Origin of the sequence: Streptomyces flaveus, from assembly GCF_014647675.1 — a bacterium.
GTDB classification, from domain to species: Bacteria; Actinomycetota; Actinomycetes; order Streptomycetales; family Streptomycetaceae; genus Streptomyces; species Streptomyces flaveus.
Genome location: NZ_BMPQ01000058.1, coordinates 1 through 22,991 on the forward strand (window position 1 = coordinate 1; position 22,991 = coordinate 22,991).

Consider the following 22,991-nt stretch of genomic DNA (forward strand, 5'->3'; position numbering starts at 1 on the left):
TCCGCTGGGAACAACGCGACGACATCCATGAAGCGTTTCTCAGCCTCGCCATCTGCCTGATCACCCACCGCCATGCCCAACGGCTTTGTTAGGACCTCTTAGTGGGCATTTAGGTATGGCTTGCGGCGTTACGTCGCTCTTGCGGCTTGGTCTCTTTGAAGTGATTTGCTCCCTATATACAGCTTCACGGCCTTCCAGGCTCCGACCTAGGCGCCCATTTGCTCCGTGTCTCGCACCCAGATTCCGTCTGGTCTATGAACGGTACAGAAACGCCCTACTGATCAAGTAACGCTGTCAGTGAGCCTTTTCCAACCTGCCTCAGTGATGCGGCAGTTGGGCTGACAACGTGGTGAAGCCCCTGGTAGATGGGTTTTCGACCAAGAAGAACCGTCTCCACCAGAGGCTTCGTGTGCTTGTCTACCTGTCCGGGTTGGACCTGTCCAGCTCTGCCCTGCGCTTCCTCACAACGCGCCTGCGGGAACACCGCCGCGTGCTCGGCACCCGATGGCGGCGCCTGAGCGCCGGCCGCCAGGCCCTGCTCACCCTCGCCCACCTGCCAGGTCGTGCGGGGAACCACGGAGAACAGCGGGTATACAACCCGGAGGCACACTGAGTTCCAGCACCCTTCAGCCGCAGGTCAGCGGGCCAACCGACGGCAAATCACCTTAAAGCCAATGCTGTTGCTTTACGCGTTCGCGGGTTGGGGTCGTTGGATGTGGACTGCTGGGGTGCCGGTGCGGGTGGGCTGGGGCCAGGTGTGGTGTTCGGCCCGTTTGAGCCGGTAGGCGGACATCTTGCGTTTGACGACGCGGGGCTGGCTGCGCAGGCGTCTGTGCGACAGGAGACGCTCGAGCAGGTCGTGCTGGAGCACGACCAGGGCCCTGACCAGCAGATCAGAGGGAAAGCTGCCCGGCGTGACGGTCACGCTGCGCCGGGCGGAGCGCAGCGTTTCGGTGAGACCCGGTCGGCATCCAGGCCCCGGGTGGCAGCGGTTCTCACCATCAGCTCGCGCAGCGCGTGGTGAACCAGCAGATGTGCCCAGATCTGTTGCAGGACGCCCGTCGGGGTTTTGCGTGCTGAGCACGATGCAGGCTCCGCGTTGATGGATCTTGAGCTCGGCGAAGACGGCTTCCGCTTCCCAGCGCTGGATCACCCGGCAGACGGTGGCCGGCGAGACGCCGAAGCGCGACAAAGCCCCGGCGTGTCATCGGAATCACGTAGCACGATACCGAGCGTCAAATGAGCTTCACGGCCGTGGTGCGCAGTCTCCCTCGACCGCGCCGTCCGTGATCACGCCACTCTTGAGGTGCTCCCGATTCCTGCGGCTGCCGCTGCGGACAACTGCAGCGGGGCGCCGGTCTTCGCCCGAACCTCCTCCTCGGTGACCCCCGGGGCGAGTGCCCTCAGTTGCAGGCCATCCCGGCTCACATCGATGGTGGCGAGATCGGTGATGATGCGGTCGACCACGCCGGCAGCGGTCAGCGGCAGCGTGCTGTCGTCGACGATCTTCGGGCTTCCGTCCTTGGCGACGTGGTCGGTGAGCACCACGATCCGGCGGGCGCCGACCACGAGGTCCATGGCACCGCCCATGCCCTTCACGAGGGCACCGGGGATGGTCCAGTTCGCGAGGTCGCCCTTTGCACTCACCTGCAGAGCACCCAGGATGGCGATGTCGATGTGGCCACCGCGGATCATGCCGAAGGACGTCGCGGAGTCGAAGTAGCTCGCACCGGGGTTGACGGTGATTGTCTGTTTGCCCGCGTTGATGACGTCGGCGTCCTCTTCTCCTTCCCAGGGGAACGGGCCGAGGCCGAGGATGCCGTTCTCGCTCTGCAACGTCACCCGGACGCCGTCGGGGATGTGGTTGGCCACGAGGGTCGGAATGCCGATGCCAAGATTTACATAGTTGCCGTCGTCAAGTTCGGCGGCCGCGATCGCGGCCATCTCGTCGCGTGTCCGGGGCACGGGTCGTCACTCCTACGCTTCGACGGTCACGCGGGGGCGGACCGTACGCTGCTCGATTTCCTTGGTCCGCTTGCGTGCGACCACCAGACGGCTCACGTAGATGTCGGGGGTGGTGACCGATTCGGGGTTGATGAACTCCTCAGCCAGGTGCTCGGCCTCGGCGACGGTCACCCGGCCACACGTGGCTACGAGGGGGTTGAAGTTGCGTGCGGCGGCCCGGTACGTCAGGTTGCCCGCGTGGTCGGCGGTGTGGGCGTGCACGAGTGCGAGGTCGGCGACGATCGCGCGCTCCTGGACATGGACGTGTCCGTCGAACTCGGCGTGCGGCTTGCCCTCGGCGACGGGCGTGCCCACACCGGTCCTCGTGTAGAAGGCCGGGATACCCGCCCCGCCGGCGCGCATGCGCTCGGCGAGCGTGCCCTGCGGGGAGAACTCCACGTCGAGAACCTTGTCCAGGTACTGCTGGGCGAACAGCTTGTTCTCGCCGACGTAGGAGGCGATCACCTTGGCCACCTGGCGGTTCTCCAGCAGCAGGCCGAGACCCTTGCCGTCGACCCCCATGTTGTTGGACACGACCGTCAGCCCCGTGACCCCGCTGTCCCGTACGACCTCGATGAGGTCGTACGGGACACCACAGAGACCGAACCCGCCGACGGCGATCGTCATCCCATCGGTCAGCACGCCGGCCAAGGCCTCTTCCGCGATCGCGCGCAGCTTGATCAACTCGTCCACCTCCCACCCTGTGCGTTCACTGTCTGAGCGCCAGAGTCAACTCGCATGCACGCTTGACATGCAAGAAGCAGCGCTTCTGTGGGGAGAACCGATTGCCGGGTGAGCGGGTACCGCACATGGCGTCCACTGAGTAGACGTACGATGAGGCCATGGACGCGACCCCGGCAGCTCACCTGGTCGGCAGGGTCAGTGCTCTGCTTCGCGCGCTGTCGGGGGTCAACGAGGCCGGTGCGGGCACCGCCGAACTGGCGAGGGCGACAAGCCTGCCGAGACCGACCGTGCATCGACTGCTTGCCTCGTTGGCGGAGGAGGGCTTCGTCGACCGCGATCGACGCAGTGGGCGTTGGTTCCTCGGCCCCGAGCTCTATCTGCTCGGCGGGGTGGCTGGCATTCGCTACGACATCACCCGCCATGCACGTGAGAGCGTGCACCGGCTCGCAGCTTTGACGGGAGAGAGCGCGTTCTTCTCAGCCCGGCGGGGTGACGAGACGGTGTGCCTGCTGCGTGAGGACGGAGACTTTCCGATCCGCTCCTTCGTGCTGTATGAGGGCGCGCGCTTCCCCCTCGGTGTCGTATCGGCGGGCCTGGCGGTGCTGTCGTTCCTCGACGACACCGAGATCGACGCCTATCTGGCAGGCAGGGACTTGGTCGGCCGGTGGGGGCAGGCACATGCGCCGGACGCGGTGCGCGAGCGGATCGCGCAGACCCGGATCGACGGCTACGCCGTGAACCCCGGACTCGTCGTGGAAGGCAGCTGGGGCATGGCGGCGGCTGTGTTCGACCACGCCGGGCAGCCCGCGTGGGCGCTGACCGTGACGGGTGTGGAGACCAGGTTCCGCGCCGAGCGCAGACCTGAACTCGGCGCGCTCCTGCTGCGCGAGGCGCACGCGCTCGGTCGCACGCTGAACACCGGCGCGGGTGCCCGGCGCTGACCGGCGGCGGCTTCCTCGACCCGCTGGTGGAACCTCACGACCGTACGGAGGTTGTGCTGGGCGGCGTGTTCCAGGTAGGCGGTCTTCAGGAGTGCCAGGCGCCGGTCCCGCAGCGCCTCTTCCGGCAACCGAGGACAGGGGAGGGGCCGCGGATCCGCGCCGCCCATTCCGCCCTACCTGCATGACCGGACCGGCAAACCCCGGGACGGTGTCACGTGCCCGCAGATTTCCGAGGCCTGGCAGTCGGCGTGCCTGCTGCGGCCGGTTGAGCGGGGTGGGCCGCGGCGGGATGCTGGAGGCAGCGCCCGTGACGCGTGACGCAGCGCCGTTCTGGGCCGCGGCAGGAACGAGGTCGGGATACCCCATGGACAACGAGCCCGACACAGGAGCAGGGGGTGCGGCAGCACCCGAGGACTTCGCGGTCGTCATCGACGCCCGCGGGGCCGTCATGGTGTGGAGCGAGGGAGCCGGGCGCCTGCTCGGGTACGAGCCCGAGGACGTGGTGGGCAGGCCGGCGGCCGGCCTGCTCGCCGCGAGGCTGCCCGTCGCGCTGCGGCGCCACCTGGCCGCCAGGGAACCGTGGACGAGTGATCTGACGCTGCGGAACCGGCACGGAGACCGTGTCACCGTGCAGCTCCGGGGCACGCCGCTGGCGGACGCGGAGGGCAGGACCCACTGGGTCGTCACCCCGGCGGAGGTCACGTACGCCGCCGGGCCGACCGAGGCGGGGGCGGGGCAGCTGTGGGACCTCACGCTCGCCCAGCTTCCGTTGCCCGTGGCCGTCTACGACAGTGAGGCGCGGTTCGTCACCTGTAACCAGGTGATGAGCCGTGCCATGGGGCTGAAGCCGGAGGAGATGAGGGGTCTGACGTTGTGGGAGATGTATCCCACCCCGCCCCTGGACGAGATCGACCGCCTTCAGCACCAGGTCGTGCGCACCGGCGAGATGATCTTCCGCGAGGAGCAGCCTTTCCGGGCCTCGGGTGAGGTCCGCGATCACGCGTGGTCGCTCTTCCTCTCCCCGCTGAAGGACCGGGCGGGCGAGGTGCTGGGGATGTCGGCGTTGGTGATCGACATCACCGAGCAGTACTGGGCCCGACGTCGCCTCGCCGTGCTGAACGACGCCAGCGTGCGCATCGGCAGCACCCTGGACGTGACCCGGACTGCCGAGGAACTGGCCGAGGTGGCCGTGGCGGGGTGGTTCGCCGACTTCGTCACCGTCGACCTGCTGGAGTCGGTCGTCCAGGGACACGAGCCGCAACCGATACCCCCCGCCACGCCGGTCGTCTTCCGCCGTACCGCGCAACGGTCGGTGCTCCGGGGGTGCCCGGAATCCGTGGTCCCGGCGGGCGACGTCGACGTCTACCCTCCCGGCTCGCCACCGGCGCAGACGCTGAACACCGGCCGGGGCGCCTTCTACCGTGTGGGCGACCCGCCGCTGCGCGAGTGGTCGGCGGCCTCCCCGGCCCGTGCCGAGAGCATCAGGAGATTCAAGATCCATTCGGTGATGATGGTGCCGCTGCGCGCCCGGGGAGTCACCCTGGGTGTGATGCACCTCCTGCGGCACCGCACCGCGGATCCCTTCGTCCAGGACGATCTGACGCTCGCCGAGGAGATCGCCGCCAGGGCGGCCTTGAGCATCGACAACGCCCGCCGCTACACACGCGAGCACCGGACCGCCCTCACACTCCAACGCAGCCTGCTGCCCGAGCGGCTGCCACGAGCGGAGGCGGCGGATCTCGCCTACCGGTACCTCCCCGCCGGTTCAGGGGGCGAGGTCGGCGGAGACTGGTTCGACGTCATCGCACTGTCCGGGGGACGGGTCGCGCTGGTGGTGGGCGACGTCGTGGGCCACGGCGTGCACGCCGCGGCCACGATGGGCCGCCTGCGCACCGCCGTACGCACCCTCGCCGACGCCGATTTCACACCCGACGAGCTGCTCACCCGGCTGGACGACCTGGTCATCCGCCTCGACCGGGAGGAGGGGCCGGACATGCGTGGGCAGGCGGAGGAGGCTTCCGGAGAAGTCGGTGCCACCTGCCTCTACGCCGTCTACGACCCCGTCGCAGGCCGCTGTGACCTGGCACGGGCAGGGCACCCGCCGCCCGTGCTGGTAACCCCCGACGGCACCGCACAAGTCCTGGACCTGCCCGCCGGGCCACCGCTCGGCCTGGGCGGACTGCCCTTCGAGACCGCCCGGATCGACATGGGCGAGGGCAGCCTGCTCGCCCTCTACACCGACGGCCTGATCGAGGCCCCCGGCCGCGACATCGATGTCGGACTCGAGCTGCTGAGTGAAGCGCTGCGCCGCCCGGCCGCCGACCTGGAGGGAACCTGCGACGAAGTGCTGCGCAAGGTACGGCCCGACCCCTCTGCCGACGACATCGTCCTGCTCCTGGCCCGCACCTCCACACTCGGCGCCGGCCAGGTACACACCTGGCCGCTGCCCATGGATCCCGCGGCCGTCGCCGGGGCCCGCAAGGTGGCGGCCGAGCAGCTGGACGCCTGGGGGCTGGCCGAGCTCGAGTTCGCCACCGAGCTGATCGTAAGCGAGCTGGTCACCAACGCCATCCGTTACGGCAACGACCCCGTCCAGCTGCGGCTCATCCGCGCCGACGCACTCATCTGCGAAGTCTCCGACGGCAGCAGCACCGCCCCGCACCTGCGGCGGGCCCGCGTCTTCGACGAGGGCGGACGCGGATTGCTGCTCGTCGCCCAGGTCGCCGAGCGCTGGGGCAGCCGCCAGACCTCCGTCGGCAAGACGATCTGGGCCGAACAGCCCCTGCCGGACGAGCGTGCGCGCGAGCGCGACAGCCGGCACCCTGCGAGAGGCTGAGGCAACTCTGCGACGCTCACCGCTCCCCTGACCCCATGTCCGGACGCCCATCTTCACTGAGCTGGCTCTCCTGATCGGCGCCGCTCCCTCGACCGCACCCGAACTCGGCCGATCCGCCAGCCCGGTCAGCCACGTCAGGCTGAGAGCGTCCGAAGACGACACCACTGTTTGTCAGTGACATGATCCACGGAGTCGGTGGTGGGTCTGTCCCACGACCGCTCGGGCCACCACGGCGAGCTCCTACGCGGGCGCGATGCTCGGCGGCATGGAGATGCGCATTCTCCAGGTCCGTGCAGTTCGGGCAACGCCTGGCGCCCCCTGCTGCCGGCGACTTGTAGTTCAAGCTGTTGGCCGTGGTTCCGTGCCGACCTTGTGGTGAGGAGACGGCGGCAAGCCTGGCCAGTGGCGAGAACTCAGCGCATGAGCGGCGCCTGCCGAACTGCACCGTGGAGTTGCGGCGTGAGGAGTGCGCCGGCACGGTCGGCGAGGACGGCCATCTCGTAACCGATGAGGCCGACGTCGCACCCCTCTTCGGCGAGGACGCCCAGGCAGGAGCCGTCGCGCATGTGGTTTACCAGCATGAAGCCGTCGAGCATTTCGATCATGACGAGTTTCATGCCGCGGAAGCCGTGCGCCTGCGCCGCGTTCTGGGCGAGGGAGGTGATGCCGGACACGACGGCGGCCAGGTGGTCGGCCAGATCGCGGGTGAGACCGTCGGAGGCGGCGATGAGCAGGCCGTCGGAGGATACAGCGACCGCGTGGGTGACGCCGTCGGCGGTGCGGGCAAAGTCGGAGACGAGCCAGCCGAGGTTGTGGTGTGCGGAAGTCACGGGTGGTGTGTTCCTATCTGGCCTCGGCGCGCGCGACGCCCGCCCGGAAGCCGTTGAGCATGGAGGAGACGTACTTCCGCCGGTCCGGCGGTGCGGCGTCGTCGTCGGGGGCGAGGAGCCGGGCGGGAAGAGTGACGAGAGCGGACACTCCTCCGCCCGGGGTGTCGGAGAGCAGGACCTCGACGCCGAGGCGGCGGGCGAGACGGCCGACAACGTAGTGGCCGAGGTAACGGGTGGGCGCGACGAGGAAGGCCTCCTCCCCCGCGATGCGGGCGTTGGCACGGGCGAGGTCCTCGGGGGACATGCCGACGCCGTGGTCGACGACGGCGATGTCGAACTCGCCGCGGTCGCCCCAGCCATGCACCTCCACGGGCTGCTCCGGTGCGGAGAACGTGAGGGCGTTCTCGACGAGCTCGGCGAGCAGGTGGGAAAGCTCGGCGACGGCGCGGCCGCTGATCCGGCGGGGCTCGATCTGGGCTATGGCGACCCGTCGGTACTGCTCGACCTCTCCGATGGCGGACTGCACCAGCTCGAGACTGCTGGCCGTCGTGGTGCGGATCTGGGGCGTGCGTTCGTCCACCAGGACGAGCAGGCTCTCCGCGTTCCGGCGCATACGGGTGGCGAGATGGTCGAGTTCGAAGAGTTCGGCCAGCGCCTCGGGGTCGAGCTCCTGCTGTTCCAGGGCGGTGATGAGGGCCAGCTGGCGGCGGACGAGTCCCTGGTTGCGGCGGCCGAGGCTGGTGAGGGACTCGGCGGTGTTGCGGCGCAGGACAGCTTGCTCGGCGGCGAGTCCGAGCGCGGCGTGCTCGACGTTGTGCAGCGCCGCGACGACCCTGGTGATCTCCTGTGCGCTGCGCTGCGGTTGCCTTTCGTCCTCGGCGGGAACGAGTTCACCGGCCTGGATTCGGGCCATTGTTTGAGGCAGGCGGCGCTGAGCGACGTCGTCGGCCTCGCGGGCGAGCGCGTTGAGGGGCCTGGTGATGGAGCGGCCGGCCATGACCGCGGCGGCGATGAGGGCGGCGAGCACCAGCGCGCCGAGGGCGAGGTAGCCGGCCAAGGACGCGGTGGCCTCGTCGCTGAGAGTCTTGGCACGGGCCTGTACGTCGGAGTCGACCCGGCGCTGTGCCTGGTGGACGGTGGCGTCGACGCGGAGCATGTCGTCGGCGAACCCCGTCCCGTCGACACGGATCCGTGAGCCGTCGGAAGCCTTCAGAGCCGCGTTCTCGATGGTGTCGAGGCGCCGGGTCACCGGCGAGGAGAACATCTTCATGACGGCGTCGCGCTGCGCTGGAGTGGCGAGCTCGAAGAAGCGACTCATGGCGGAGATGCGGGTCACGCGTCTGTCCACGAAGTCCAGGAAGTTCGTCCCCCGGAAGGACCCCGCGGCCAGGACGCCGCTGAGCAGGCTGCCCTCCTGGCTGCCGGCCTCCTTCGCTTCGGCGAGGGCCTGCAGGGCGGCCAGATCGTCGCGCAACCGCCGGTCGCCGCGAGTGACCTTGTCGGCGGTGGGGTCCGCGGCGTTGAGCGCACCGATCACGCCGGTGTAGTAGGTGTGGGTCTTCGTCCGGTCGGCTGAGCCGGAGTCCACGCTGTCGCGGATCGCGGTCAGCTGTTCGAGGCGATTCATCGCCACGGCCACGACCGGCTCCTCACGCACCTCACGCCGGAAGGCGTCGACCTGGTCGCGGCGGCGGTCGAGCCGGTTGCGGTAGCTCTTGTCGCCGGCAAGCAGGCCGTTGGTGAAGGTGCGTTCCGCCTGCAGATTGTGCACCAGATCCTGGATGCGCAGCGTCACGTCGATCTGCGCCCTGGTGTCGCGGGCGTCCCGGTAGTCCTGGAGGTGGTCGTCGACGGCCAGGCCGACCACCACCAGCAGCAGGCAGGTGGGTACGGCGAGGATGACCGTCATGCGCCCGCGGATGGTGCGCCAGCTCAATGCGTCGCCCATGGTCTGCGCCCAGTTGCTGCGGACGAGGAACTGCATCTGTGGTTCGTCTCCTCGCGGTGAATCCAGGCATACGGTGACTCGCGTGCGTAGCCGTGGGGGGAGTCGAGCCGTACCGCCGACCCGTTACCGGGCAGCGGCGCATGGGTGCACCGACGGGCCGTGCTTCAAGCAACGGGCGTCGGCCGGCTGACGACGATCATGGGCCAGATCGGCCCCGACGCCTAGCCCTCTCACCATTGCGGTGCTGGATCAGGGTCATCTGCCCGGTGGATACCACCCGCCACCGCCCGTCCCGGCCACCGACCCGACCACTGACGGCCCAACCCGCGCGGACGTCTCACAGGATCGGATCAAGCCAGGGCGGATACCGCTTCCGCGGTCCCCCGGGCATACGCCTCAATCGTCGTCATGCGCCACGTGGACAGCCTTGTCGTCGGCTACGGCGTCTTGTCTTCATCTGGTGCGGACTCCTGACCACGGCCGTCCTCATCCCTCACGGCTCCGACATGCTCTTTCCCGTGACCCCGGGGAATTTCTGCCTCAGCTTCCTCGGTCACCTCGTCTACGGTGCTCGGTCTCTTCCTTTCCAGAACGATGGCGGGCGCCGCCGCCACATTGGCTGCCAGCGAGACACCGATCCCGAGCAGAAAGGCCAGCCGCACCACATATCGTGTACGCCGGTCACGTGCGGCAGGCTGTTTCAGGACCCCGGCCGTCGCCAGGAGGAGCAAGCCGTCGACCGACAGCGGCCACAGCGTCGCGCTGGCCCGGTCCGCCCCACCCTGCAACGCGAACTCCCGCTGGTGGACGTACGAGGCGTACGCCGCCACCCCCGCGACCGCCAAGGCCCCCGTACGCCGAACCCACGCCTCCAAGCCGGCCCCAAGCCCTACGACAGGCCCGCCTCACCGCGCAGCCCTCCCGCGTGCCGTAGGGGAAAAACTGCCCTCAAGGACAAGCTTCCCCACCGAAACGCCCAGCTCAGCCCGCCATCCTTCTGCTGCACGCCCCGCCGGGGACTCGAACCTGCGCAGGGAAGAGGGTTGGATCCCCTCTTCTCAGGCGCCGGGAATGACGCGCAGCCGACGGTCGTTCCCTCCTGCGGCGAACATCTGGCCCATGGGAGGCACAGCGTGCACAGCGAGACAGACACCGTCCGCAAGATCCTCACAGAACTCGGCGACACCTGGGCGATCGTCGGCCTCTCCTCGAATCAGCGGCGGGCCGCGTACGGAGTCGCAGACGTACTGCAGCGCTACGGCAAGCGGATCGTCCCCGTACACCCGAAATCCGAGACCGTCCACGGGGAGCAGGGCTATCCGTCCCTTGAAGCCATTCCCTTCGAAGTCGACGTTGTGGACGTCTTCGTCAACAGCGAGCTCGCCGGCGCGGTCGCCGACGAAGCCGTGGCCAAGGGCGCCAAGGCCGTCTGGTTCCAGCTGGGCGTCATCGACGAGGCGGCGTACGAGCGGACTCGCGCGGTGGGCCTCGACATGATCATGGATCGCTGCCCTGCCATCGAGATCCCGAAGCTCGGCTGAGATCCGCGAACCGCAGGCCGGTCCTCAGCGGTTCTTGCGCGACGTCACCGTGAACTGCGCCCCGTCGGGGTCCCGGAGCACCGCCTCCGTCGGAGGCGTCTCCGTGTGCGACGTGCCGACCCGGACGACGGTACCGCCGTGGGCCCGCGCGGCGCCGACGCAGGCCTCGACGTCGGGGACCGCGAAGTGGATCTGCCAGTGCGGCCGGATCGTGGGGTCGGGCGCCGCCTCCACGGCGCCGGAGTGGATCCGGGCCACGATCTCGCCCTCGCTGCGCAGGACGACCTCGTCCGCCTCGTAGTGGACCTCGCAGCAGCCGGGTTTCGGGGAGGCCCACTCGAGGACCTCGCCGTAGAACATGGCGGCGTCGAAGGCGTCGCGGGTGTGCAGGCGTACGAAGGCGGGGGCGGCCCGGCGCCAGGACTCCCAGCCGGAGATGAGGCGGCCCTCCCAGATGCCGAAGACCGCTCCGTCGCGGTCCGCGAGGAGAGCGGCCCGGCCCGGCGGGAACGCGATCGGGCCGACCGCTGTCGTGCCGCCGCGTTCCTGCCCCCGGGCCACGGCCTCGTCGGCGCTGGACACGGCGAAGTAGGGGGTCCAGGCGACGGCCATCTGCCACATGGAGGCCACAGCCGAGATGCCCGCGACCGGCACATCGTTCGCGTACGCGATGCGGAACCGGTCGCCCAGCGCGACCGAGCGGAACTTCCAGCCGAACACCGCGTGGTAGTAGTCCTCCGCTGCGGCTTCGTCGCGTGCCGTCAGGCTGACCCAGCACGGGGCGCCGAACACGGACTCGCTGGAGATGACATCGTCTTGAACTGTGGTGTCACGGTTCATGGCAGTACCGTCCTGGCTTCCCTGACCGATGTGCTCAGCCGCCGGTGCCGAATCGCTCCCAGACGCGGTGTTCGCCCAGCAGCCGGGTGATCTGTTCCAGGGCGCTCGTGCCGCTGTCCGCGGTCACGACGCCCGGCGCACCGGCCGGGACGCCCGCGGCATCGAGGGCGGTTTCGGCACCCGCCCAGCCTCCGATGGCCTTCCCGTGCCGGTAGGCCTCCGACAGCATCAGAAGCACCCGCGGATCCGTGGCTGTTTCCGTACCAGCATCCCCCGCCTTGGCGTCCCGCGCTCCGTAGGCGTCGTTCCCGGGGCCCGGAGCGCCCGCCAGCACGATGGCGTCGTACTCCACGGACCGGGCGGTCGCGAAGGTGCGCTGCACCTGGACGGGCTCGCCCTCCGCGTCGAGCTTGCCACCGGCCGGGGCGATCACCAGCGGGACCATGCCCGCGTCCAGGACCGCCCGGCGCACGGTGCGTACGCCGTCGAGGTCCCCGCGCTCGTCGGTGACGATGCCGATGACGCGCCCGTCCAGCGGCCAGGTGTGGCCCAGCTGTGAGAGGGCGGGGCTGGGTTCGACGGCCGTCAGGGGAACAGTGGCCTCGGGTGCGGGCAGGCCGAGACCGGTGGCGACCTGCTCGCACAGTTCGGGGTCGATGTTGGCGAGCACCTGGAGCCCGCGCTCCTTGACGGCCCGCTCGTAGCACTTGCCCAGCTCGAAGGTGTACGCCGCGATGATGTGCTCGCGCTCCACCGGGGACATGCTGCGCCAGAAGAGCCGGGGCTGGCTGAAGTGGTCCGAGAAGGAGGCCGGGGCCTCGCGTTGCTTCCGGCCTGTCGGCACCTCCACGGGCGTCTCGATGTACGCGCCGGTGTCGGCGCCCGCGAGGAACGGGCAGCCTCCGTCGAGGGAGTTGGGCCGGTAGGGCGCCGCTCCGGTGTGGACGGCCGTCTGGTGCATGCCGTCCCGGTGCATGTCGTTGACGGGGGCGTGGGTGCGGTTGACGGGGAGCTGCGCGAAGTTCGGCCCGCCCAGGCGGGAGATCTGGGTGTCCAGGTAGGAGAAGAGCCGGCCGGCCAGCAGCGGGTCGTCGGTGATGTCGATGCCGGGCACGAGGTGGCCGGGGTGGAAGGCGACCTGCTCGGTCTCGGCGAAGAAGTTCGACGGGTTGGCGTTCAGCGTCAGCAGGCCCACGGGCTGTACGGGTGCCAGCTCCTCCGGGACGACCTTCGTCGGGTCGAGCAGGTCGATGCCCTCGAAGGTCTGCTCGGCGTTGTCCGGGAAGGTCTGGATGCCCAGTTCCCACTGCGGGTAGGCGCCGGCCTCGATGGCGTCGGCGAGGTCGCGCCGGTGGAAGTCCGGGTCGATGCCGTTGATCAACTGCGCCTCCTCCCACACCAGGGAGTGCACGCCGAGCTTCGGCTTCCAGTGGAACTTCACCAGCGTGGTGGCGCCCTCGGCGTTGACCAGCCGGAAGGTGTGCACGCCGAAGCCCTCCATCATGCGGAACGAGCGCGGGATGGCCCGGTCGGACATGTTCCACAGCGTGTGGTGAGTGGCCTCGGTGTGCAGCGTGACGAAGTCCCAGAACGTGTCGTGGGCGCTCTGTGCCTGGGGGATCTCCCGGTCGGGGTGCGGCTTTCCGGCGTGGATGATGTCCGGGAACTTGACCGCGTCCTGGATGAAGAAGACCGGGATGTTGTTCCCGACCAGGTCGAAGGTGCCCTCGCCGGTGTAGAACTTCGTCGCGAAGCCCCGGGTGTCACGCACCGTGTCCGAGGAGCCCCGCGAGCCGAGCACCGTGGAGAACCGTACGAACACCGGTGTCTCGGCCTCGCCGGTCAGGAAGGCCGCCTTGGTGACCTTCGCGGCGGTGCCATAGCTCCGGAAGACGCCGTGCGCGGCGGCACCGCGCGCGTGCACGACCCGCTCGGGGATGCGCTCGTGGTCGAAGTGGGTGATCTTCTCCCGCAGATGGTGGTCCTGCAGCAGGACCGGCCCACGCTCCCCGGCCTTCAGCGAGTGGTCGGTGTCGTAGAGCCTGGCTCCCTGGGCCGTCGTCAGGTAGGCGTCACCCTGGGCGTTGGTGGACTGATCTGCGCCCGTCGGTCGTCCCGTGGGGCTGACCGTCTCGGGCGCGCTCTGGTCGGGTTTGGGCGGGAGGGGTGCGTGGGGTTCGGTCGGTTCGGCGACTGACGGCGTGTGTGCTCCGGGCTTGCCGGGGACGCCGTCCGCCGGGCCGTCTTCGCGCAGTACGTCGCCTGCCTTGTGCGCTGCGGCCTTCAGCGGGTTCTTGTCGCTCATCGCACTTCCAAGAGGTCGGGGAGTGTTCTGCGCCGCCTGGGTACCCCCGACCGAACCCTTGAACCAGCCCGCCTTCGCCGACCCGGGCCGCGCGGAGCGATCAGTCCTCGCCCAGGATGATGTTGCTCTGAAGGCCCGCGGGCTCCTGCTCACCCCGCTGTTCCCTGCGGGCCTCGCGGCGAACTGAAAGAACAGCGCGCGCACCGTCTTCGGTCCTGCGCTCCGCGATCACCGGCTCGACGCCGGCCGACTCGATGTCCGCGCTGGTGCCGGGTTCCATGAGGGCACCTCCTACGTCTTCCGCTCGTGGCTCCGAGTACCCGGCGCCCGCGTTCCAAACGGGCGGTGCGTTCCGCGCCCGGGCCGGGCGGACGCTTCGGCCCGCGGCTCGAGGGGACTCGGAGCTCATGACCGAGAAAGCAGACATCCGGGGCTCGTACTGGATGGACACGGCACCCGGCGAGACGTATCCACCGCTCGACACGGATGTGACCGTCGACGTGGCCGTGGTCGGCGCGGGCATCGCCGGACTCAGCACGGCCTGGGAGCTGGCCCACGCCGGGCGCAGTGTCGCGGTCCTTGAGGCCGACCGCGTCGCCGCGGGCGTCACCGGCCACACCACCGCGAAGCTCTCCGTCCAGCACACGCTGATCTACGACCGGCTGCGCCGGACCCGTGGCCCGGAGGCGGCACGCCTGTACGCACGCTCGCAGACCGAGGCGATCGAGCACGCCGCGGCCGTCGTCGACGAGCTGCGCATCGACTGCGACTGGGAGCGCAGGAGCGCGTTCACCTACACCCGGGACGAGCGCCGGACCGACGAGATCCGCGCCGAGGCTCAGGCCGCCCGCGAGGCCGGCCTCGACGCGGAGTTCGTGACCGAGACGGGTCTTCCCTACTCCGTGGCCGGGGCGGTCCGCGTCGCGCATCAAGCCCAGTTCCACCCGCGCAAGTACCTCCTCGCCCTCGCCGAGGATCTACGGGCCCGGGGCGCCCTCCTCCACGAGCGCACCCGGGTCCTCGGCCTCGAGACGGGCGATGCCTGCCGTCTGACGACCGAGACCGGGGCGCGGGTGACCGCCGGCCATGTCGTGATCGCCACGCACTATCCGGTCTTCGACCGAGCACTGTTGTTCACCCGGCTCTCCCCGCGCCGCGAACTCGTCGTAGCCGCACCGATCTCCGCGGACCGGGATACCGACGGCATGTACATCACGCCCGAGGAGGACACCCGCTCGGTCCGCACCGCCCCGTACGAGGACGGCCGGCGGCTGCTGATCGTCACCGGCGAGCACTTCACCCCCGGCACCGGCGACACCGACAAACGGTTCGCACGCCTCACCGACTGGGCCGAGGAGCACTTCCCCGACATCACGCCCACCTACCGGTGGGCCACGCAGGACAACGACTCCACCGACACCGTGCCGCTCGTCGGCCCACTGCCCCCGCTGTCCCGCCACGCGTACGTGGCGACAGGCTTCGGCGGCTGGGGACTCAGCGGCGGCATCATGGCCGGTCGGCTGCTGACCGGGCTGATCACCGGCGACCGCCCGCCGTGGGCCGAGCTGTACGATCCGCGGCGCCTGCGTTCCGTACTCCGTGAGGCCCCGGCCTTCCTCAGGCACCAGGCGACGGTGGCCCGGCACTTCGTCGGCGACCGCCTCCCACCGTCGCACGCCGACACCCTGGCCGACATCACGCCCGGCACCGGCGCCGTCGTCCGACACGGCGGACAGCGCTGCGCGGTCTACCGCGACGAGGACGGTCGCCCGCACGCCGTGTCCGCGAGGTGTACGCACATGGGGTGCCTGGTCGCGTTCAACGCGGCGGAGCGCGCCTGGGAGTGCCCGTGCCACGGCTCGCGCTTCGACACGGACGGCCGGGTGGTGCAGGGCCCGGCGACGCATGCCCTGGAGCAGCGAGACGTGCACGAAGAGGAGCCGCCGGAGGGCTGACGAGCGGCCCTAGTCGTGGGCGGGCCGGCCGCTCAGCCGGTGGTCGGCGAGGTTGAGCGCCTCGTCCACGACCCGGCGCAGATGGCCGTCCCGCAGGGAGTAGATGACCCGGCGGCCCTCCTTGCGGGTGTTCACCAGGCCCGCGAGACGTAGCCGCGCCAGATGCTGGCTGACCGCCGGGCGGGCGGCGCCGCACCGCTCCGTGAGCGTCGTGACGTCGGCCTCGTCGTCGGTGAGGGCGTGCAGCAGGGCGAGCCGGGTGCGGTCGCCGAGGAGGGCCAGGACTTCGGCGGCGAGGGCGAACTGCTCCTCGCCGGGGGTACGCGGATGCGCATCCTGCGCAGGTGATAGGTGCATGCGTGCGCTCATACGCACATAATGACTCCGTGGGCCTCGCCGAGTCCACTCCCGCGTATGGAAAGGGGACCCTTGTGAGCGCCGAGCACCACGGCCACGGCCATCCTGAGCACGGGCATCACGAACATCACGGGCACGAGCGCAAAGGGCACGAGCACGGGCAACGCGGGCGCCTCTCCCGTCCGCTCCACCGGCTGAGCCACCTCCTCACCCCCCACTCCCACGAGAGCGCCGACAAGGTCGACGCCGCCCTGGAGTCCTCCGCCCGCGGCATCCGGGCCCTGTGGGTCTCACTGGCCGTGCTCGGCGTGACCGCCGCGGCGCAGGCGGGCGTCGTCGTGGTCTCCGGTTCGGTCGCGCTGCTGGGCGACACCGTGCACAACGCCGCCGACGCGCTCACCGCCGTACCCCTCGGGATCGCCTTCGTGCTGGGCCGGCGCGCGGCCACGCGACGGTTCACGTACGGCTACGGCCGGGCCGAGGACCTGGCGGGCCTCGTGATCGTGCTGACGATCGCCGGGTCCGCGGTCTTCGCGGCCTTGACGGCGGTCGACCGGCTGCTCGATCCGCGCCCGGTCACGCACATTCCGGTCGTCGCCGCCGCGGCCGTCATCGGCTTCGCGGGCAACGAATGGGTGGCCCGCTACCGCATCCGCGTCGGCCGCGCGATCGGCTCGGCCGCGCTCGTCGCGGACGGCCTGCACGCGCGCACGGACGGCTTCACCTCACTCGCCGTCCTGCTGGGCGCGGGCGGCGCGGCGCTCGGCTGGCAACTCGCCGACCCCATCGTGGGCTTGGCGATCACGGCGGCCCTGCTGCTGGTCCTGCGCGACGCCGCGCGCGAGGTCTTCCGCCGGGTGCTGGACGCGATCGACCCGGCGCTGGTGGACAAGGCCGAGCGGGCGCTGCGGGAGGTGCCGGGCGTGCAGGCCGTCGGCGAGCTGCGGCTGCGCTGGATCGGCCACCGGCTGCGGGCCGAGGTGGCGGTGGTCGTGGACGGCGACGTGACCGTACGCCAGGCGCACCGCGTGGCCGTCGAGGCCGAGCACGCCCTGCTGCACGCCGTTCCCGGGCTCACCGCGGCTCTGGTCCACGCCGACCCGTCACCCGCGCCCGGCGAGACGGATCCCCACCTGGCCCTGGCCCACCACACGGCGTGACCGACGCGGTCAGGCGACGCCGAGCCCCTCCAGCACGACAGCGTTCGGCAACTCCGCGAACGCCTTCCCCGGCACCAACAGCTTCCCGCGCCGACGGCCGCTGCCGACCAGGACGTACGGCAGATCGACCACCGCCGAGTCCACGAGCAGCGGCCAGTCGGCGGGGAGCCCGATCGGCGTGATCCCGCCGTACTCCATCCCGGTCTCGCCGGTGGCCGTGTCCATCGGCGCGAACGACGCCTTGCGCGCGCCGAGTTGGCGCCGGACCACGCCGTTCACATCGACCCGGGTGCCGGAGAGCACGACGCAGGCGGCGAGCGTGCTCTCCCCGCCGCGCTTACCCGCGACGACCACGCAGTTGGCGGACTGGTCGAGGAGTTCCGGACCGTAGTGCTCGAGGAACGTGGCGGTGTCGGCCCAGTCCGGCTCGGTGTCGACGTACACGATCTGCTCGGCGGGAACGTTGCCGCGCCAGTGGCGTACGGCGTCGGCGACCGGGCGGGTCAGTTCGTCGAGGCAGTCGGGCGCGGGCGTGGCGTTGTCGAAGTGTCCGATCGGTGCGCGCATGCCCGCACGCTAACAGGAGGGCCGGCGGCCTTCGACGGGTGTCTCAGTGCACGCCCGGGACCGACACCGTCATGACCATCTCCAGCGGTACGTCGCCCGAATTGGCGTACGTATGGGGGACGTTGGCCTCGAAGGAGGCGCTCGCGCCCGCGGGGACCCGGTGCTCCGTGCCGTCGACGGTGAGCGTCAGCTCGCCCGCCGTGACATGGATGAGTTCGACCGTGCCGGCCGGGTGCGCGTCCGAGGAGCTGCCCTCGCCCGGCATCAGCAGCCAGTCCCACATCTCCAGCGGGCCGGGCGCCTCGGCGCCCGCGAGGAGCCGGTTGTAGCTGCCGGCGTCGGTGTGCCAGAGCCGTACGGCCTGCTCGGCCGGGACGATGCGGACCTTCGGGCCCTGCTCGTAGTCGAGCAGGGTGGTGATGCTGATGCCGAGGGCGTCGCCGATCTTGACGACGGTGCCGAGGCTGGGGTTGGTGCGCGCCTGCTCGATCTGGATGAGCATGCCGCGGCTGACCCCGGCGCGAGCGGCGAGCGTCTCCAGGGTGAAGCCGCGCTCGCTGCGCCAGCGCTTGACGTTGCGCGCCAGGGACTGGGTCAGCAGGTTGAGGTCCGACACATCAAGTCCAATATTATGAATGACAGAGTTCAATGCTTTGCACTACGGTGTGGTGCACCTGTTCGTTCACTGCACTGTACTGCGAGGCATCCCGTGACAGCACTCTTCGCTCTGGCCACCAGCCTTCTGTGGGGGCTGGCCGACTTCGGCGGCGGGCTGCTGACACGACGTATGCCGGCGCTGACCGTGGTGGTCGTCTCGCAGTCGATCGCCACCGTCGTGCTCGGGGCGATCGTCGTGGTGACGGGCGCCTGGAGCGAGATGGGTCCGCAGCTGTGGTTCGCGGTGGCGGCCGGGCTCGTCGGGCCCGTCGCGATGCTCGCCTTCTACAAGGCGCTCGCCCTGGGCCCGATGGGCGTCGTCTCGCCGCTCGGCTCGCTCGGCGTCGCCGTCCCGGTGGGGGTGGGTCTCGTCCTCGGCGAGCGGCCGGGGCTGTTGCAGTTCGCGGGGATCGTGGTCGCCGTCGTGGGCGTCGTGCTCGCGGGCGGTCCGCAGTTCAAGGGCGCCCCGGTGCAGCGGCAGGCCGTCTTGCTCACCCTGCTCGCGGCGTTCGGCTTCGGCGGGGTGATGGCCCTGATCGCCGAGGCCTCGACCACCCTGACCGGCCTCTTCCTCGCCCTGTTCGTCCAGCGCGTGACGAACGTCGTCGCGGGCGGCACAGCCCTGTACGCAGCCGTCCGCCGCGGCACCGTGGCTCCCCCGAAGGTCTCGCCGGCCGCGCTCCCGGCCCTCGCTTTCGTCGGCCTCGCCGATGTCGCGGCCAACGGCACATACTCGCTGGCCGCCCAGTCCGGCCCGGTCACCGTGGCGGCCGTACTCGCCTCGCTCTACCCGGTGGTCACGGCCCTGGCCGCCCGCGGCATCCTCAGCGAACGGCTGCGCGGCGTCCAGGCGGCGGGCGCGGGCCTGGCCCTCGTCGGCACCGTACTGCTCGCGACCGGTTAGGAGTCGGCGCGTACGTCGTCGACGGCGCCCTCCGCGCCCAGCGCGGCGAGGCGGGCGGCGGCCTCGGCGTCGAGTTCGGTCAGGGCCAGCAGCTGGTCCGGGGTGACGCCTTCGGGGATCGGCACCGGCGCCGGCGTACGCAGCGGCGGCTGCCAGCCGTCGCCCGGCGACCAGCGGCGTACGACGCGCGCCGGGGCCCCGGCCACCACCGCGTGGTCGGGCACCACCCCGCGGACCACCGCACCGGCCGCCACCACGACGTTCCGCCCGATCCGCGCGCCGGGCAGGATCACCGCACCCGTCCCGATCCAGCAGCCGGAGCCGATCTCCACCGCCTCCATCCGCGGCCACTGCTTGCCGATCGGCTCGTGGGGATCGTCGTACGAGTGGTTTGTAGAGGTCACGTACACGTAGGGCCCGAAGTAGCAGTCGCTGCCGATCGTGACCGTCGTGTCGGCGATGACGTGGCTGCCGCGGCCCAGCACGACACCGTCGCCGATGCGCAGAATGGGATCGGGCCCGAGGTCGAGATCGGGCATCAACCCGGCGGTCAGCGTGACCTGTTCGGCGACGATGCAGTGGGCGCCGAGATGGATCCACGGCTCACCGAAGACCGTGCCGAGCGGGAAGGCGAGTCTGGTACCTGTTCCCATCGCGCCGAAACGGAACCGTCCCGGGCTCTCGGCGCTCACGGATCCCGTGCGCTGCACCCAGGCCCAGCCCGCATGCACGGCGCGCTGGACGAGGCGGCGCCGCCATGACGAGAACGTGTTCCTGCTTCTGGGCACCCGCTCACCGTACTCAGCGGGCGTCGCACCCAAGAGGCCGTACACCTGTGATCTTCGCCCCACCCGGCCATCCGGACCGATGGCTTACGGTGCCGGTAGCGACGAGACGAGGAGTTGACGATGACGCACAAGGCGCTGATCGCGAGCGTGGGCGGCAAGGATCCGAAGGTGGATCAGGAGGCGTTCGCCGCCCCCACGTCCGTGGTGCTCGGCGATGTGACGCTGCACGCGGGCGCGAGCGTCTGGTACGGCGCGGTGCTGCGTGCCGAGTCCGAACCGATCGTCATCGGCGCGGGCAGCAACGTGCAGGACAACTGCACGCTCCATGTCGACCCCGGCTTCCCCATCACCGTCGGAGAACGCGTCTCGATCGGGCACAACGCCGTGGTGCACGGTGCCACGGTCGAGGATGACTGTTTGATCGGGATGGGTGCCACCGTGCTGAACGGTGCGGTGATCGGGGCGGGGTCCTTGGTCGCCGCGCAGGCCTTGGTGCCGCAGGGGATGCGGGTGCCGCCGGGGTCGCTCGTCGCGGGCGTACCGGCGAAGGTGCGGCGGGAGCTGACAGCGGAGGAGCGCGAAGGGATTGCGCTGAACGCGGCGGTTTACACGGAGCTGGCGAAGACGCACCGCGAAGCGCACGAGAAGTAACGACTGTCAGCGGTCTGCGGGTCCGTTGTGGCTGGTCGCGCCCACGACGGGCCCCGGCTCGAGCGAAGCCGAAAGCGGGGAGAAGTCAGCTCGACGGTCGCGGCGAGAGCGTCTCGGTGAACGGGGTGACGGGCCGCTCGATGCGTTCGCCGTCCACGGTGATGTCGACCGCCTCGTTGTAGAAGGCGAGGAGTCCCTTGATGGCGGCCACCGTGGGCAACGGGTCCGGATAGCTCCAGACGATGTTCCCGGGGACGTCGAGATCGCCCCGCAGCGACCAGTACTCGGCGGTGCCCTTGTAGGGGCAGCCCGTGCTGTGGTCGGTGGAGCCGAAGAGATCGAGGCGGACGTCCTCGCGCGGGATGTAGTACCGCACCGGCAGGCCGGTCTCGAAGAGCAGGACCGGACGGCGGGTGTCGGCGACGACCCTGCCGTCGATCTCGACCTGGACGTGACGGCTGCTCGCGAGAGCGTCCACCCGGTGGTGCGGGTCCTTGGGGTGGATGAAGATCTCTTCCTCCTCCTCGTACCAGTGGTCCAGCCCCCGGCCGCCGCGCTCGGACCACTCGAAGGCGATGTGGCCGGCCAGGTCGTCGGCGGGGTAGGTCCAGGCCGCGTTCTCCAGCAGTTCGCCGTCGACTTCGAGGTCGTAGAAGATCTGCGATCCGGAGTGCTTGCCCGTCCGGGGGTTCTTCGCCGGCCGGAGCAGGCCCTCGCGGACCTCGTCGCGGGGGAACGCGTACAGCGGTACGGGCCGGTCCGGCTCCCAGACGAGTACGGGGTGGCGGCTGTCGACGACGGTGACATCGCCCTTGCGGCCACGGACCCAGCGTTCGCTGGGCTCCCACAGGAAGCCCTCCGGGGTGGTCCGTACGGATCGCATGGTGAACAACACACTCATTGACCCATGCTCGCCGATGCCCCCGCCGAGGACAAGAAAACCGGTCATATCGAGCCGAACGGTTCCCCTTGGGTCGTTGATCCGTTGGGTTGCGTCAAGTCGAAGATCAGGTACCGGTCAGCCCTTACCATGGCTAACCTCAGCGTTTTCACGCGTGCAGAGTTGCGTTCCACCGCAGGGAGCATGCCCATGGGCACCACAGAGGCCGCACATTCACCGTCCGACAGCGAATTCCTGAACGGCCCGTCTGCTGGGACGGCTGGGCCGGCCGGGCCCATGGTGCCGCGCCTCGTGCTGGGTACGCGGCTGCGCCAACTGCGGGAGGAGCAGCAGATCTCCCGTGAGACCGCGGGCCACGTCATCCGCGCCTCACAGTCCAAGATCAGCCGGCTGGAGTGCGGCCGTCACGGGTGCAAGCTGCGTGACGTGGCCGATCTGCTCACGCTGTACGGAGTCACGGACCAGGCCGAACGCGCCACCTTGCTGGCTCTGGCCGAAGAGGCCAACACTCCCGGCTGGTGGCAGGCCTACAGCGACGTGGTGCCCAGCTGGATGCAGGCCTACCTGGGAGTCGAGCAGGCGGCCACGCTCATCCGCAGCTTCGAGGTCCAGCGTGTTCCCGCCTTGCTGCAGACCCCCGACTACGCCCGCGCCGCCCTCCGCCTCGCCCATCCGGACGCCTCCGCGGACGAGCTGGACCGGCGGGTCACCCTGCTGATGACCCGCCGGCGGATCCTGCACCGGGAGCAGGCGTCCCAGCTCTGGGCCGTGATCGACGAGGCGGCGCTGCGTCGTGCGGTGGGCGGCGGGAGCACGATGCGCGCCCAGCTCCAGCACCTCATCGAGGTCTCTCAACTCCCGCAGGTCACCGTCCAGATCATGCCGTTCCGGGCCGGCGGGCATGCCGCGTCCGGCGGTCCGGTCACCATCCTGCGGCTGCCCGGCGGCCAGTTGCCCGACGTCGTCTGCCTCGAGCAGCTCGCCAGCGCCCTTTACCCCGACAAGCCGGCCGAGATCGAGTACTACTGGGGCGTCATGAACCGCTTGGTGGTGCAGGCCCAGTCACCCGAGGCGACGCCCACGATCCTGCATCGGATCCTCCAGGAGACCTGACCTTCGGAA

The 22,991-nt window shown here is 70.2% G+C and carries 22 protein-coding genes and 1 pseudogene; 9 read left to right on the forward strand and 14 right to left on the reverse strand.

What is annotated here, in order from left to right:
- Positions 1-409: 409 nt before the first annotated feature.
- Positions 410-556 (forward strand): annotated as a pseudogene (locus IEZ21_RS45545) (IS5/IS1182 family transposase); the annotation flags it as partial.
- A gap of 129 nt (positions 557-685) precedes the next feature.
- Here the strand turns inward: IEZ21_RS45545 and IEZ21_RS47145 are convergent.
- The 3 genes from IEZ21_RS47145 to IEZ21_RS45560 all read right to left on the reverse strand — a co-directional run bounded on the left by IEZ21_RS47145 (position 686) and on the right by IEZ21_RS45560 (position 2,688).
- Positions 686-1,153, reverse strand: a complete 468-nt coding sequence (locus IEZ21_RS47145) for a hypothetical protein (protein WP_213089434.1) — start codon at positions 1,151-1,153, stop codon at positions 686-688.
- Between the two features lie 137 nt (positions 1,154-1,290).
- Positions 1,291-1,965 (reverse strand): 3-oxoacid CoA-transferase subunit B, encoded by a 675-nt coding sequence (locus IEZ21_RS45555; protein ID WP_189327690.1) that lies wholly within the window; start codon positions 1,963-1,965, stop codon positions 1,291-1,293.
- 12 nt (positions 1,966-1,977) lie between these two features.
- Positions 1,978-2,688 (reverse strand): CoA transferase subunit A, encoded by a 711-nt coding sequence (locus IEZ21_RS45560; protein WP_189327714.1) that lies wholly within the window; start codon positions 2,686-2,688, stop codon positions 1,978-1,980.
- A 158-nt stretch (positions 2,689-2,846) separates the two neighbouring features.
- Here IEZ21_RS45560 and IEZ21_RS45565 point away from each other — a divergent pair, with 158 nt between their 5' ends.
- Together IEZ21_RS45565 and IEZ21_RS45570 are read left to right on the forward strand one after the other, a co-directional pair.
- Positions 2,847-3,629, forward strand: coding sequence for an IclR family transcriptional regulator (locus IEZ21_RS45565; protein ID WP_189327691.1), 783 nt, complete (start codon positions 2,847-2,849; stop codon positions 3,627-3,629).
- 364 nt (positions 3,630-3,993) lie between these two features.
- The gene (locus tag IEZ21_RS45570) at positions 3,994-6,465 is read left to right on the forward strand and encodes a SpoIIE family protein phosphatase (RefSeq protein ID WP_189327692.1); all 2,472 of its coding nucleotides are present in this window, start codon (positions 3,994-3,996) and stop codon (positions 6,463-6,465) included.
- A gap of 413 nt (positions 6,466-6,878) precedes the next feature.
- Here IEZ21_RS45570 and IEZ21_RS45575 read toward each other — a convergent pair whose 3' ends face one another.
- From IEZ21_RS45575 to IEZ21_RS45585, 3 genes are all read right to left on the reverse strand, one after another.
- Positions 6,879-7,295 carry a roadblock/LC7 domain-containing protein gene (locus IEZ21_RS45575; protein WP_189327693.1) on the reverse strand — a complete coding sequence of 139 codons (417 nt, stop codon included), beginning with the start codon at positions 7,293-7,295 and terminating at the stop codon, positions 6,879-6,881.
- A 13-nt stretch (positions 7,296-7,308) separates the two neighbouring features.
- Positions 7,309-9,279 carry a sensor histidine kinase gene (locus tag IEZ21_RS45580; RefSeq protein WP_189327694.1) on the reverse strand — a complete coding sequence of 657 codons (1,971 nt, stop codon included), beginning with the start codon at positions 9,277-9,279 and terminating at the stop codon, positions 7,309-7,311.
- 401 nt (positions 9,280-9,680) lie between these two features.
- Entirely contained in the window at positions 9,681-10,118 is a 438-nt protein-coding gene (locus tag IEZ21_RS45585; RefSeq protein ID WP_189327695.1) for a DUF2637 domain-containing protein, read from the reverse strand.
- Between the two features lie 258 nt (positions 10,119-10,376).
- Here IEZ21_RS45585 and IEZ21_RS45590 point away from each other — a divergent pair, with 258 nt between their 5' ends.
- The gene (locus IEZ21_RS45590; protein ID WP_189327696.1) at positions 10,377-10,784 is read left to right on the forward strand and encodes a CoA-binding protein; all 408 of its coding nucleotides are present in this window, start codon (positions 10,377-10,379) and stop codon (positions 10,782-10,784) included.
- 24 nt (positions 10,785-10,808) lie between these two features.
- On the opposite strand, the gene IEZ21_RS45595 is transcribed toward IEZ21_RS45590, so the two are convergent.
- From IEZ21_RS45595 to IEZ21_RS45605, 3 genes are all read right to left on the reverse strand, one after another.
- Complete coding sequence (locus tag IEZ21_RS45595; RefSeq protein ID WP_189327697.1) at positions 10,809-11,624, reverse strand: VOC family protein; 816 nt, start codon at positions 11,622-11,624, stop codon at positions 10,809-10,811.
- 34 nt (positions 11,625-11,658) lie between these two features.
- Positions 11,659-13,929 carry a catalase gene (locus tag IEZ21_RS45600; protein WP_189327698.1) on the reverse strand — a complete coding sequence of 757 codons (2,271 nt, stop codon included), beginning with the start codon at positions 13,927-13,929 and terminating at the stop codon, positions 11,659-11,661.
- A 100-nt stretch (positions 13,930-14,029) separates the two neighbouring features.
- Positions 14,030-14,209: a hypothetical protein gene (locus tag IEZ21_RS45605; RefSeq protein ID WP_033327356.1), complete on the reverse strand. Its 180-nt coding sequence runs from the start codon at positions 14,207-14,209 to the stop codon at positions 14,030-14,032.
- A 127-nt stretch (positions 14,210-14,336) separates the two neighbouring features.
- On the opposite strand from IEZ21_RS45605, the gene IEZ21_RS45610 reads away from it, so the two are divergent.
- Entirely contained in the window at positions 14,337-15,884 is a 1,548-nt protein-coding gene (locus IEZ21_RS45610) for an FAD-dependent oxidoreductase (protein ID WP_189327699.1), read from the forward strand.
- A gap of 9 nt (positions 15,885-15,893) precedes the next feature.
- Here the strand turns inward: IEZ21_RS45610 and IEZ21_RS45615 are convergent, their stop codons facing one another.
- Positions 15,894-16,253 carry an ArsR/SmtB family transcription factor gene (locus tag IEZ21_RS45615; RefSeq protein WP_189327700.1) on the reverse strand — a complete coding sequence of 120 codons (360 nt, stop codon included), beginning with the start codon at positions 16,251-16,253 and terminating at the stop codon, positions 15,894-15,896.
- Positions 16,254-16,315: 62 nt separating this feature from the next.
- On the opposite strand from IEZ21_RS45615, the gene IEZ21_RS45620 reads away from it, so the two are divergent.
- A complete protein-coding gene (locus tag IEZ21_RS45620) occupies positions 16,316-17,401 on the forward strand; it encodes a cation diffusion facilitator family transporter (protein WP_189327701.1) in 1,086 nt (361 codons plus the stop codon).
- A gap of 9 nt (positions 17,402-17,410) precedes the next feature.
- Here the strand turns inward: IEZ21_RS45620 and IEZ21_RS45625 are convergent, their stop codons facing one another.
- The gene (locus tag IEZ21_RS45625) at positions 17,411-17,968 is read right to left on the reverse strand and encodes a YbaK/EbsC family protein (protein WP_189327702.1); all 558 of its coding nucleotides are present in this window, start codon (positions 17,966-17,968) and stop codon (positions 17,411-17,413) included.
- A 43-nt stretch (positions 17,969-18,011) separates the two neighbouring features.
- Complete coding sequence (locus IEZ21_RS45630; protein WP_189327703.1) at positions 18,012-18,584, reverse strand: helix-turn-helix domain-containing protein; 573 nt, start codon at positions 18,582-18,584, stop codon at positions 18,012-18,014.
- A 93-nt stretch (positions 18,585-18,677) separates the two neighbouring features.
- On the opposite strand from IEZ21_RS45630, the gene IEZ21_RS45635 reads away from it, so the two are divergent.
- Complete coding sequence (locus IEZ21_RS45635; protein ID WP_189327704.1) at positions 18,678-19,529, forward strand: DMT family transporter; 852 nt, start codon at positions 18,678-18,680, stop codon at positions 19,527-19,529.
- Here the strand turns inward: IEZ21_RS45635 and IEZ21_RS45640 are convergent.
- Positions 19,526-20,317 (reverse strand): acyltransferase, encoded by a 792-nt coding sequence (locus IEZ21_RS45640; protein WP_189327705.1) that lies wholly within the window; start codon positions 20,315-20,317, stop codon positions 19,526-19,528. The genes IEZ21_RS45635 and IEZ21_RS45640 overlap by 4 nt on opposite strands.
- A gap of 120 nt (positions 20,318-20,437) precedes the next feature.
- On the opposite strand from IEZ21_RS45640, the gene IEZ21_RS45645 reads away from it, so the two are divergent.
- On the forward strand, positions 20,438-20,968 hold the full coding sequence (locus IEZ21_RS45645; protein WP_189327706.1) for a gamma carbonic anhydrase family protein: 531 nt from the start codon (positions 20,438-20,440) through the stop codon (positions 20,966-20,968).
- A gap of 85 nt (positions 20,969-21,053) precedes the next feature.
- Here the strand turns inward: IEZ21_RS45645 and IEZ21_RS45650 are convergent, their stop codons facing one another.
- On the reverse strand, positions 21,054-21,869 hold the full coding sequence (locus tag IEZ21_RS45650) for a DUF427 domain-containing protein (protein WP_189327707.1): 816 nt from the start codon (positions 21,867-21,869) through the stop codon (positions 21,054-21,056).
- A 189-nt stretch (positions 21,870-22,058) separates the two neighbouring features.
- On the opposite strand from IEZ21_RS45650, the gene IEZ21_RS45655 reads away from it, so the two are divergent.
- Entirely contained in the window at positions 22,059-22,982 is a 924-nt protein-coding gene (locus IEZ21_RS45655; protein WP_373302384.1) for a Sco1979 family transcriptional regulator, read from the forward strand.
- The last annotated feature ends 9 nt before the right edge of the window (positions 22,983-22,991 follow it).

What these genes read in the sequence shown, in the direction of transcription:
- IEZ21_RS45565 (WP_189327691.1), top strand. Translation starts at nt 2,847, where the DNA reads ATGGACGCGACCCCGGCAGCTCACCTGGTCGGCAGGGTCAGTGCTCTG.
- IEZ21_RS45570 (WP_189327692.1), top strand. Translation starts at nt 3,994, where the DNA reads ATGGACAACGAGCCCGACACAGGAGCAGGGGGTGCGGCAGCACCCGAG.
- IEZ21_RS45580 (WP_189327694.1), bottom strand. Translation starts at nt 9,279, where the DNA reads ATGCAGTTCCTCGTCCGCAGCAACTGGGCGCAGACCATGGGCGACGCA.
- IEZ21_RS45595 (WP_189327697.1), bottom strand. Translation starts at nt 11,624, where the DNA reads ATGAACCGTGACACCACAGTTCAAGACGATGTCATCTCCAGCGAGTCC.
- IEZ21_RS45600 (WP_189327698.1), bottom strand. Translation starts at nt 13,929, where the DNA reads ATGAGCGACAAGAACCCGCTGAAGGCCGCAGCGCACAAGGCAGGCGAC.
- IEZ21_RS45605 (WP_033327356.1), bottom strand. Translation starts at nt 14,209, where the DNA reads ATGGAACCCGGCACCAGCGCGGACATCGAGTCGGCCGGCGTCGAGCCG.
- IEZ21_RS45610 (WP_189327699.1), top strand. Translation starts at nt 14,337, where the DNA reads ATGACCGAGAAAGCAGACATCCGGGGCTCGTACTGGATGGACACGGCA.
- IEZ21_RS45615 (WP_189327700.1), bottom strand. Translation starts at nt 16,253, where the DNA reads ATGAGCGCACGCATGCACCTATCACCTGCGCAGGATGCGCATCCGCGT.
- IEZ21_RS45625 (WP_189327702.1), bottom strand. Translation starts at nt 17,968, where the DNA reads ATGCGCGCACCGATCGGACACTTCGACAACGCCACGCCCGCGCCCGAC.
- IEZ21_RS45645 (WP_189327706.1), top strand. Translation starts at nt 20,438, where the DNA reads ATGACGCACAAGGCGCTGATCGCGAGCGTGGGCGGCAAGGATCCGAAG.
- IEZ21_RS45650 (WP_189327707.1), bottom strand. Translation starts at nt 21,869, where the DNA reads ATGAGTGTGTTGTTCACCATGCGATCCGTACGGACCACCCCGGAGGGC.
- IEZ21_RS45655 (WP_373302384.1), top strand. Translation starts at nt 22,059, where the DNA reads ATGGGCACCACAGAGGCCGCACATTCACCGTCCGACAGCGAATTCCTG.